The sequence below is a fragment of the Streptomyces sp. MMG1533 genome (genome assembly GCF_001279775.1).
GTDB lineage: Bacteria > Actinomycetota > Actinomycetes > Streptomycetales > Streptomycetaceae > Streptomyces.
The window spans coordinates 1-10,413 of record NZ_LGDG01000050.1 but is presented as its reverse complement, the minus strand read 5'-3'; the positions used below and the strand labels follow the sequence as shown (position 1 = coordinate 10,413).

At 71.6% G+C, this 10,413-nt stretch carries 8 protein-coding genes and 1 pseudogene; 5 read left to right on the top strand and 4 right to left on the bottom strand.

The features are described from left to right. Positions 1–75 precede the first annotated feature (75 nt). A complete protein-coding gene (locus ADK57_RS08775) occupies positions 76–1,290 on the top strand; it encodes a protein phosphatase 2C domain-containing protein (RefSeq protein WP_234390044.1) in 1,215 nt (404 codons plus the stop codon). Between the two features lie 166 nt (positions 1,291–1,456). Beyond that, a complete protein-coding gene (locus tag ADK57_RS08770; RefSeq protein ID WP_053748801.1) occupies positions 1,457–3,199 on the top strand; it encodes a pyruvate dehydrogenase in 1,743 nt (580 codons plus the stop codon). Here ADK57_RS08770 and ADK57_RS08765 read toward each other — a convergent pair. Beyond that, positions 3,196–4,629, bottom strand: coding sequence for a helix-turn-helix domain-containing protein (locus ADK57_RS08765; RefSeq protein ID WP_234390042.1), 1,434 nt, complete (start codon positions 4,627–4,629; stop codon positions 3,196–3,198). The genes ADK57_RS08770 and ADK57_RS08765 overlap by 4 nt on opposite strands. A gap of 174 nt (positions 4,630–4,803) precedes the next feature. Between ADK57_RS08765 and ADK57_RS08760 the strand changes: the two genes are divergently transcribed. Beyond that, positions 4,804–5,472 (top strand): hypothetical protein, encoded by a 669-nt coding sequence (locus tag ADK57_RS08760; RefSeq protein ID WP_053748800.1) that lies wholly within the window; start codon positions 4,804–4,806, stop codon positions 5,470–5,472. 291 nt (positions 5,473–5,763) lie between these two features. On the opposite strand, the pseudogene ADK57_RS48880 reads toward ADK57_RS08760, so the two are convergent. Next, a pseudogene (locus ADK57_RS48880) lies at positions 5,764–6,225 on the bottom strand (alpha-mannosidase); the annotation flags it as partial. A 371-nt stretch (positions 6,226–6,596) separates the two neighbouring features. Between ADK57_RS48880 and ADK57_RS08755 the strand changes: the two are divergent. Next, positions 6,597–7,079, top strand: a complete 483-nt coding sequence (locus ADK57_RS08755) for an ATP-binding protein (protein ID WP_199830512.1) — start codon at positions 6,597–6,599, stop codon at positions 7,077–7,079. 83 nt (positions 7,080–7,162) lie between these two features. Here ADK57_RS08755 and ADK57_RS08750 read toward each other — a convergent pair whose 3' ends face one another. Beyond that, positions 7,163–8,203, bottom strand: coding sequence for a DUF2637 domain-containing protein (locus ADK57_RS08750; protein WP_053748798.1), 1,041 nt, complete (start codon positions 8,201–8,203; stop codon positions 7,163–7,165). Between the two features lie 303 nt (positions 8,204–8,506). Further along, the gene (locus ADK57_RS08745) at positions 8,507–9,364 is read right to left on the bottom strand and encodes a (2Fe-2S)-binding protein (protein WP_053748797.1); all 858 of its coding nucleotides are present in this window, start codon (positions 9,362–9,364) and stop codon (positions 8,507–8,509) included. Positions 9,365–9,518: 154 nt separating this feature from the next. Here ADK57_RS08745 and ADK57_RS08740 point away from each other — a divergent pair, with 154 nt between their 5' ends. Next, positions 9,519–10,328, top strand: coding sequence for a GntR family transcriptional regulator (locus tag ADK57_RS08740; RefSeq protein ID WP_053748796.1), 810 nt, complete (start codon positions 9,519–9,521; stop codon positions 10,326–10,328). The last annotated feature ends 85 nt before the right edge of the window (positions 10,329–10,413 follow it).

Here is a 10,413-nt window from a genome sequence, read left to right as displayed (position 1 = left end):
GTTCCGCCCGCTGTTCCGCCCGCCCGTGGGGACACCGAGGCCGATGCGCGGGGCGTCGACGACGAGCGGGACGGGCTGCGGGACGGGTCTGCCGGAGAGGGTGCCGTCGCCGATCCGCCCGCCGGTGCCGAGCGGGAGCGCGCCCCTTGGGAGCCGCCCCTCGCCACCGAGTCGGCCCCGCCGCAGGACGCCCCCCTCGCCTCGTCAGCCGCCGATCCGCCCACCGCGGCCCACGCCGGGAACGCCGGCCCGGGCACATCTCCCGAAGGGACCCCGCCGAGCCCCCGTACCCCCACCCGAGTCGACCTCCCCGTCCCGTCGCTCAAGCCCGTCGGCCACGTCGGCTCCGGGCCACCCACCTACGAAGCCGAACCCACCGCGCTGCCCCCGGCGGACCCGGACGACCTCGACGACCTGGTCGCGGACACCGTGTTGGACGGGGCTCGGTACGGGGCCTCCACTCTGCGGGCGGCCTCCGTGCGGGGGGACTCCGCGCGGTTCCGGGGCGAGCCGCGGCGGGATTCCCTGCTCACCGCCCGCTTCGGGACCGGCGAGCACGCGCTCGTCCTCGTCGCGATGGCGACCGGTGCGCGCGCCACACCCGGTGCGCACCGGGCGGCCGCCGAGGCGTGCCACTGGATCGGACGGGCCGTGGGCCGTAGCCACGCCAGGCTCGCCGAGGACATGAGGGCGGGCCGGCGCGGCGACCTGAAATCGGGTCTGCACCGTCTCACCGACCGCAGCCTCGGGAAGCTGCGCGCCAGCGCCGCCGAGCAGGGCATCGAACCGGAGGAGTACGCAGCCGCCCTGCGCTGTCTGCTGCTGCCCGCCGACCCCGAGTGCCGTACGCGCGTCTTCTTCGGCGTCGGCGCGGGCGGACTGTTCCGGCTGCGCGACGGCGAATGGCAGGACATCGAACCGCGGGTCTTCGACGTCCCCGGCGAGCCGGTCGTCGGCTTCGGCTCACTGCCCGCCGAGACCCCCGAGGGCGACCGGCTCACCATGGACCTCGGCATCCCGACGCCCCCGAGCCCGTACGAACCCGCCCCCGAGCCGCCCCGCGAACCCTTCCGCTTCCGCGCCTCCGTAGCCCGACCGGGTGACACGCTCCTGATGTGCACCGGCGGCCTCGCAGAGCCGCTGCGCGGCGAACCCGAGCTGTGCGGATATCTCACCGGCCGGTGGTCCGGCCCCACCGCGCCCGGTCTCGCCGAGTTCCTCGCCGACACCCAGGTCAGGGTCAAGGGGTACGCGGACGACCGTACGGCCGCCGCCGTTTGGGAGGCGTGACGGCGTCCGCTGTGCATCCATGGAACCCGGAAGGTTCCGAATGACAAGGATCCGAACCGACTGACCGACTGACCGAATGGCCGAATGACCGAAGGATCCGAATGACCGGGAAACCGGGAAACCCGGAGACCGGAAGTGCGGGGAGACCGAAGGGGCACGCTGAGCCATGGCCAAGCAGAACGTCGCCGAACAGTTCGTCGACATCCTCGTCCGCGCCGGAGTGAAACGCCTGTACGGCGTCGTCGGCGACAGCCTCAACCCGGTCGTGGACGCGGTCCGCCGCAACTCCGCCATCGACTGGGTGCACGTACGGCACGAGGAGACCGCCGCCTTCGCCGCGGGCGCCGAGGCCCAGATCACCGGGAAGCTCACCGCCTGCGCCGGTTCCTGCGGGCCCGGCAACCTGCACCTGATCAACGGCCTGTACGACGCCCACCGCTCCATGGCCCCCGTCCTCGCCCTCGCCTCGCACATCCCCTCCAGCGAGATCGGCCTGGGCTACTTCCAGGAGACCCACCCCGACCAGCTGTTCCGCGAGTGCAGCCACTACAGCGAGCTCATCTCCAGCCCGAAGCAGATGCCCCGGCTGCTGCAGACCGCCATTCAGAACGCGGTCGGGAGGTCCGGTGTCAGCGTCGTGTCCCTCCCCGGTGACATCGCCGACCAGCCCGCCCCCGACAAGGCCGTCGAGACCGCCCTCGTCACCTCCCGGCCCAGCGTCCGCCCCGGCGACGCAGAGATCGACCGGTTCGTCGAGATGATCGACGAGGCCGAGAAGATCACCCTGTTCTGCGGCAGCGGCACGGCGGGCGCCCACGCCGAGGTCATGGAGTTCGCCGAGAAGGTCAAGTCCCCGGTGGGGCACGCCCTGCGGGGCAAGGAGTGGATCCAGTACGACAACCCCTTCGACGTCGGCATGAGCGGTCTCGTCGGCTACGGCGCCGCCTACGAGGCCACCCACGAGTGCGACCTGCTGATCCTGCTCGGCACCGACTTCCCGTACAACGCGTTCCTCCCGGACGACGTCAAGATCGTCCAAGTCGACGTACGTCCCGAGCACTTGGGCCGCCGATCCAAGCTCGACCTGGCCGTCTGGGGCGACGTGAAGGAGACTCTGCGCTGTCTCACGCCCCGGGTGCGGGCCAAGGACAACCGGCGGTTCCTCGACAAGATGCTGAAGAAGCACGCCGACGCCCTGGAGGGGGTCGTCAAGGCGTACACCCGCAAGGTCGAGAAGCACGTCCCGATCCACCCCGAGTACGTGGCGTCCGTCCTCGACGAACTCGCCGACGAGGACGCGATCTTCACGGTCGACACCGGCATGTGCAATGTGTGGGCCGCGCGCTACATCTCACCCAACGGCCGCCGCCGCGTCATCGGCTCCTTCTCCCACGGATCGATGGCGAACGCGCTGCCGATGGCGATCGGCGCCCAGTTCACGGACCGGAGGCGGCAGGTGGTCTCCATGTCCGGCGACGGCGGATTCTCCATGCTGATGGGCGACTTCCTCACCCTCGTCCAGTACGACCTGCCGGTGAAGGTCGTCCTCTTCAACAACTCCTCCCTCGGCATGGTCGAGTTGGAGATGCTGGTCGCCGGACTCCCCTCCTACGGCACCACGAACAAGAACCCCGATTTCGCGGCCGTCGCCCGCGCCTGCGGTGCCCACGGAGTGCGCGTCGAGAAGCCCGGGCAACTCGCCGGCGCCCTCAAGGACGCCTTCAAGCACAAGGGCCCGGCCCTCGTCGACATCGTCACCGACCCCAACGCCCTGTCCATCCCGCCGAAGATCAGCACCGAGATGGTGACCGGCTTCGCCCTGTCCGCCTCGAAGATCGTGCTGGACGGGGGAGTCGGGCGGATGCTCCAGATGGCCCGCTCCAACCTCCGGAACATGCCTCGCCCTTAGCTCTCGGACGCCCACCTGCGCCCGGACGTGTCGTACGAGTACCGGGGCAGCCCGTTGATCCCGCTCGTGCGGAACGGGCGGCCGTCGTCATCGATGCGGACCGTGCCGGTGCGGCCCTGGGAGGACCAGTCCAGTTCCAGGTACCAGCCGCAGTCGCAGGTCTCGGTCTGCGCGGTGACCAGCAACACCTCGGGGTCCTCGGCGGAGACGCGGTAGGGCATCCGGACGGCCGGGATGGTGTTCTCGCCGTCGAAGCCGGATTCCGAGTGGGCGACGGGCCGGTCGGCGTCGAGGTTGACGGAGAAGTAGCGCGGGGTGAGTGCTCCGCCGCAGCCCTGGTTCATGGAGTAGGAGTTGCCCCGGGCTGGGGCCGCGCGCGTGACGACGCGGACGCGGAGCGCCTCCAGGACGACCGCCGTGGAGCTCCGCCCCTGCACCGAGATCTGCACGTTGGTGTCGCGGCCGTGCAGGGCGCCCTGGGTCGCCGCCCACGGCGCGGCGTCCTGCGCGGCCGGAGGCGGCGGTACCTGGGCCGGCGGTTTGTCGATGACGTAGTCGTGGCCGCAGCCTGCGTTCCAGACGTGGGAGTTGACGGTCCAGGTGAGGGGGACGGCGGGGGTGCCGGACCCGTCCTGCTCGTGGCCGCCGGAGGGGCTGCGGCTCTCCAAGGGTTTCCCGGAGGGCTTCGCCGTGCCGCCGGTGCCGGTGCCGGTGCCGGCGGCGCTCTCGGCAGCGGGGGATCCGGTGGTGCCGGAGGGGCTCGGTGACTTGGCCGAGGGGTGACGCGAGGCGCCACCCTGCGTGTTCGTACCGGACGGGCCGGCCGGAGGGCGGGCGGAGTCGTCCCTCCCGGACGAACCGGACGGCAGGGCCGAGAGGCTGCCCAGCGTCACGACGAGCACCGCCGCCACGGCCGCGGACACCAGGAGGCGGCGACGGCGGTACCAGGGGCGGGGCGGGGGAGCGGGGGCTCCGCCCGGCGGAGGCATGGGCTCACTGTCTGCGCCGTCCGCGCCGTCTGCGCCGTACGAGCTGTCCGCCTGCTCCTGCGCCGGGCGCGACGAGTCACCGTCCGCCGGCGCAGCCTCAGCCGGCGCCGGCCCCACCGCCGTGGTCTCCGCCGTCCGCGGTCGCTGCCGGGCCGCCACCGCCAGGAGCCACAGCCGGTGCAACTCCAGCCGCTCCTCCGCGGAGGCCCCGCACAGCGCCGCGAACCGTTCCACGGGGGCGAAGTCCTGGGGGACCGCCTCGCCGGCGCAGTAGCGGTGCAGCGTGGAGGTGTTCATGTTCAGGCGGCGGGCCAGCGAACCGTAACTGCGGTCCGTCCGCTCCTTCAGCCGCGTCAGCAGTGCCGCGAACTCCCCGACGTCGTCCCTTGGTGCCGACACCGTTCCCCCGTCCGTCTCGGACCCGTATCCCAGGCACTCCATATACCTGCACGTCAGAAGGGCTGGGACGGTTCCACCGTGGCGGATCGGCCGTCTCCTGTTGCGCCCGTCTGCTGTGACCGCTGATGCTCTTGGTGTCGCACCGACGACCGCCGGACCGACCATCCGGCGTTACGGCGGCATCCCGCACCCTGCACTCGTTCACGGGGGACACCCATGCCCAAGCGCATCCGAGCAGGCGCGCTCACCGTACTGGCTATCACGGGCGTCACGCTCGGCGCCGCACTCTCCGTACAGGCCGACGCCCGACCGGCGCCGGCCGCCGCGACGAAGACCGCGGCAATGAAGGCCACGGCAACGAAGGCCGCCGCCTCGCCCAGGTTTCTCGCCGCCGCCGAACTCCCGCCGCACCCCACGTCCTCGTGGACCGCCGGCAAGGTCACCGACGGCGTCCCGGACGAGCTGCGGCTCTGCCTGGAGGAGGCGCTCCTCGCCTACGACTCCCGGTACCGCGCGTTCCACACCGACCTCGACACGAGCGCCCGGCAGCTCACGGTGGTCGTCGGCAGCACCGTCAAGGCCAAGGCGCTCGCGACGCGTCTGAACAAGGAGATCCGCTCCTGTGCGACGCGCATCGAGAAGGCCGACCCGGAGACCGAGGCCGAGTACAAGGGCTACGGCACCCTGCCCGTCGAAGAAGGCGCCCGTGTCCACGGCCTGCACACCCACACCTCGTGGGGTGCCTCGGACATCCGGCTCCTCTCCGTCGGACGGGACGGCCGGACCGTCACCGTCGTGGAATGGGCGCAGTTGGGCGACTTCGGTGACGCGCCTGTGAAGGCATTCAAGAAGACGACCACCACGGCCGTGAACAAGCTCTACTGACCGCACGACCGCCGCAGAGACCGGGCCGCCCTCCCGTACGGGGGTCGGGCGGGCGGCCCCAGGCGTCGGCGGGAAGTGAGAGCGCCTCACGCCGGCCGCATCAGCAGCCGCAGCGTGAGGATCTGGAACGGCCGCAGCTCGAAACCAGGGGGGATTCGTGCAGCGGCCGTTCCAGAAGGTCGGTCGCCCCGGGGCGGGACACGGCGATGCCGGGCGTCAGCTCGGCCCGCGCCCGCCCCGGGACTCGGGCGGCCGTACCACCACATCCCCGCTGCGGTGCTCCGCGAGCTGTTTCTGGGTGAGGGACCAGCGCATTCCGGCCAGTTTCGCGAGCTGTGGGCGGGCGCGGTGGAGCCGGAGGAGTCCGGCCGTGTGATCTCCTCCGCCTCCACGCCCAACTCTTCGGCGAAGAAACGCTTTCCGTGCACGATCTGCCGGGCCGGCGCCTCATCGCCGGGCATGTTCGTCTCCGGCTCCACCCGCATGGAGCCGACGGGAGCCCAAGTGCCTTGCGCCACCGCCTCCTTGATCCGCGGAGACGGAGGCCTTGCGGACCGCCTCGCGCAGCGGCCGCCACCCCGCCGAGTCGATTGTGTGCGGGCCCGGTTGCCGAGGACCCTCGTGCCGCCGGGCCCGGCCCCTGGGCCGTTCGTGCATCAACTCCGACAGCACCTCGACCTCGACGTCGAGAACCAACTGCCACACCCGTTCGTCGAGTACGGCGAGGTCGGCAGACCGGAATCGGTTGACGGGCCCAGCACCGGCGGTCAGGAGGTCGTCGGGTGCGTGGGCTCGAAGCCGAGCAGGACGATCGGGTCGGGGGTTGGCAGCGGGCCTGCGATGCCTGGTCCGCCGGCACCTCGCCCGGCACATTCCATACGGACGGCACCAGCGGCACGCCCGCCGCGTACCGGGCAGGCCGCACCGACCGACGTATGGCACGTTCAGGATTCTTCCACCCGGCCGCCGGGACCACCGCACCTCTGGCGGCGGAGGGCCTCAAGGATGGCCGAACACCTGGTCGTTGACGATTCGACATGACTGCCGCGTGCCCCACGGGGCATGGATCCCCGTGAACGTGTTCGAACAGGAGGGGAACCGACATCGGCACGCGGGCGGGGGTCATGAAGAGGCAGGCACGAGGAGGCGGTCCCACGGCGACAGGGGCCTTCTCGGCGGACACAGTGGAGGACAAGGCCGACAGCGCCATGGAAGAGGCGCCGGCGCCGCAGCTCAAACGCAGACTACGGCGGGCGGACCTGGGGGCGGTGCCCGAGTCGCGCAAAGCACTGCGCGAGCTGTTACGGCACTGGGGAAGGCCCGGACGAGCAGAGGTCGCGGAACTGCTGACCAGCGAACTCGTCACCAACGCGATCATCCACACCGACCACGACGCGCTGCTGACGGCCACCGTCGGACCGCGTGGCCTGAGGGTGGAGGTGCGGGACTTCGTCTCCCGCAGACCCAGACTGCGCGTACCGAACGCCGACGACGGTACGCACGGCCGGGGCCTGGTCCTCGTGCAGTCCCTCGCGGACGCGTGGGGCGTGCGGGTGCACGGGGTGGGGAAGGCGGTGTGGTTCGAGCTGGACGCGGGCGTCGCCTGAACCAGAACGCGAACCGAACGGGGCCTCGAAACGAACGGGACGGGGTGCGGCTCCGATGAGCCGCACCCCGTCCCGTATTGCTTCTAGCCGAACTGCTGCTCAAGGTCCTTGAGTTTGCGCTCCAGGGAGTCGAGACGCGGCAGGGCCATTGTGTCGTCCTCCGCGGTGAGGTCGACGCTGGCGGAGTCGGATCCGCTGCGGACCGGCTGCAGGGAGGGCCGCTGGCGTACGGGCAGCTCCGGCGTCGATATGGCGGGCTCCGCGGTCACCCGTTCCGACGGGCCACGCTCCAGGGTTGCCTGCGCCTCCAACTGCCGGCCGCGGCCGACGAAACCGCGGTGGCCCCGGCTGATCGCCTTGAGCTGCGCGCGCTCCACCCGCTCCTTGTCGCGGCGGCGCAGTCGGGCCGCTTCCTTCTCCCGCTTGTCCTCGCGGACCTCGTCGACCGCCTCGTCCAGGCTGCGCACGCCCTCCAGGAGCATCAGCGACCACGCCCTGTACGTCTCGCGGGGCGCCCGCAGCCAGCGGACGACGCGGATCTGCGGCAGCGGACGCGGCACCAGACCCTGCTCGCGCAGGGCGGCCCGGCGGGTCTGCTTCAGGGCGCGGTCGAACAGCACGGCCGCAGACAGCGACATGCCGGAGAAGAACTGCGGCGCGCCGTCGTGGCCGAAGCCCCTGGGAGCGTGCACCCAGTTGAACCAGGCCGCAGCGCCCGCGAACGTCCACACGAGTATCCGGGAGCCGAGTGCCGCGTCACCGTGGCTGGCCTCGCGCACCGCGAGCACGGAGCAGAACATCGCCGCACCGTCCAGGCCGAACGGGACCAGGTACTCCCAGCCGTTGGAAAGGTTGAGGTTCTGCTGGCCGAAGCCGACCAGGCCATGGAAGGAGAGCGCGGCCGCCACCGCCGCACAGCAGAACAGCAGCACGTAGGAGGCGGTGCCGTATATGGCCTCCTTGCGCCGACGGCGCTCCTCGCTGCGCTCCCACGAGTCGTCCGCGCTCGTGGCCTTCCCCGAGGTGCGCTTGCCACGCGCGAGCACCGCAACCGCCGCCAGCATGCCCAGGAGCAGTACGGCGCCCGGAAGCAACCAGTTCAGCGATATGTCGGTCAGTCTCATCTGGGGTCCCTTGCATTGGGATAGGGCGTAACGCCCGCCATAGTGGCCCAATCCCACCGGCCCTCAGGGGGTTTCGGGGCAAGAGGCCGCCAAGGAAGTGCAAGGGGATGCCCAGGGCGGCGTTCTGCTCGAACTGCCGCGTGAGGGGCGGGAGTTGAGTTCGAATAAGACTACCCGTACGGGTGGTTCCACGGAAAGTTCCTGCGGCGAGTGAGGAAATTGTGAATTGCCTGTAACCGGGAGGACGTCTCAATCTCGGGTGATCTTACGGGACGCGTGATCCCGAGCCGACCTGAGGGTGCCTCAACTCGTCGTGGCCGACGTCAGCTTGGCGACCCGGTCGCCGTCACAGGTGCGCGGGCAGGTGACGCAGGTGTCCTCGGGGTCCAGCGTGTAGAACATGCAGCAGCTCGCCCGGTCCCGGGTGGGCAGTGACTCGCCGTTCGGTCCGGTCAGCAGGCGGAAGCCCGCCGAGCCGACGTACGGCTTGGTCGCCCCCGGCAGCAGCAGCCCCAGCTCGTGCTCGGCCCGCCGCCGCTCGCTCTCGCCGAGCAGCTCGGCGACGTACCAGAGCCCCTCCACGATCTCGTCCGTCACCATGCCCCACAGCGCCCGCCCGCGCCGCCGCATCGGCGGCCCGAATCCGGTCAGCACCGGTTCCATGTGCTCGGCGACCGCCGCCCGCACCTCGGCCCGCAGCGCCTCGTCGTCGGGGACGACCCGGGCGCCGGGCAGCGTCGCCGCCGGGTCGGCCGGCAGGCAGGCGAAGCGGTCGGCGTGGATGGCGAAGGTCATGGGGCCCTGTGTGCGGTCGTACGAGACATGCGTCACCGGCAGGCGCGGCACCCGGCGGAGCAGGAACCACGGCACGGTGATCAGGAGGCAGGCGGGCCAGGCGTACCGGTGCAGGCCGAAGCCGGCGATCACGTCCGGGCGGCCCGGTCGCCCGTGGTCCCGCAGTACCTGTGCGTCGTCCCAGGCCAGGAATCCTTCGAGGCCGGCCCCGCCCTCCGCGAGCTCGGTGGCGGAGACCCAGCCGCCGCCCCGCGGGGCCTGCTCGTCGGGGTTCAGTTCCTTGACCGTCAGCCCCGGGAAGACCTCGGTGACCCGTGCGTAGGCGTCCGCGACGGCAGAGCGGGGTGCGGGCGGCGGGACGGGCATACGGGACCACCGATTCGCGATCGCTTGAAGGTAAGGCTTACCTTACCCAAGGTCCTCGTCATTTGAACTGTCGGGTTATGCCCTAATCTGCTTGACGGACGAGTAACAACCCGCCGTAATGACCCCAAGTACCGACACGTCCGGAGGAGGACCCGTGAAGCAGGGCGCGCAGGGCTCCGCCGAGACGGGTGTCTCCGGTCTTTCCGGCGTTCCGGCGGACGCCGTCCGGGTGCCGGCGCAGCCCAGGCCCGCCGACGTGGACCGGGAGCGGTGCGCCGCCCCCGGAGCCGTCCGCGGTGAGCACACCCACAGCGAACCGCCCATCCCGCGGCCCCGCCCCGCCGTCCAGCGGTCCTCCGTGCGCGGACAGATCCTCGACGCCCTGCGCACCGCGCTGGTCACCGGTGAGCTCAGGCCCGGCGAGGTCTACTCCGCGCCCGCGCTCGGCGATCGCTTCGGGGTCTCCGCGACACCCGTCCGGGAAGCGATGCAGCAGCTCGCGCTGGAGGGTGCCGTCGAGGTCGTACCCAACCGCGGGTTCCGGGTGGTCGAGCGCGGCAGGCGCGAGCTGGCGGAGCTGGCCGAGGTCCGTTCCCTGATCGAGGTCCCGGTGATGCTGCGCCTCGCGCGTACGACGCCGGTCGAACGCTGGGTCGAGCTGCGGCCCCTCGCCGACGCGACCGCCCGCGCCGCGTCCTCCGGCTGCCGGGCGACCTACGCGGAGTCCGACCGTGCCTTCCATCGCGCGGTGCTCGCGCTGTCGGGCAACGAGCAGTTGGTCCAGATCGCCGAGGACCTCCACCGCCGCGCCCAGTGGCCCCTGGTCGGCGGACCCGGCTCGTGGGGGCGGGTCGAGCTGGTGGCGGATGCGGCGGAACATGCGGCGCTGTTGGACGCGTTGATCGCGCGGGACCTGGATGTGGTGCGGTCGCTGGTGGGGGAGCACCTCACGGCGGCTCGCTGAGGGGGCCTGCGCGGGCGGGTGGGGGTTCGCGTTGCGCCTTGTGTTGTGGGGGTTCGGGGCCGTGTCGGGGGGGGGCCGGCCTCGG

Excerpts from the sequence above, each read along its gene's own strand:
- ADK57_RS08755 (WP_199830512.1), top strand. The coding sequence starts at position 6,597 with ATGAAGAGGCAGGCACGAGGAGGCGGTCCCACGGCGACAGGGGCCTTC.
- ADK57_RS08770 (WP_053748801.1), top strand. The coding sequence starts at position 1,457 with ATGGCCAAGCAGAACGTCGCCGAACAGTTCGTCGACATCCTCGTCCGC.
- ADK57_RS08750 (WP_053748798.1), bottom strand. The coding sequence starts at position 8,203 with ATGAGACTGACCGACATATCGCTGAACTGGTTGCTTCCGGGCGCCGTA.
- ADK57_RS08765 (WP_234390042.1), bottom strand. The coding sequence starts at position 4,629 with ATGGAGTGCCTGGGATACGGGTCCGAGACGGACGGGGGAACGGTGTCG.
- ADK57_RS08745 (WP_053748797.1), bottom strand. The coding sequence starts at position 9,364 with ATGCCCGTCCCGCCGCCCGCACCCCGCTCTGCCGTCGCGGACGCCTAC.
- ADK57_RS08760 (WP_053748800.1), top strand. The coding sequence starts at position 4,804 with ATGCCCAAGCGCATCCGAGCAGGCGCGCTCACCGTACTGGCTATCACG.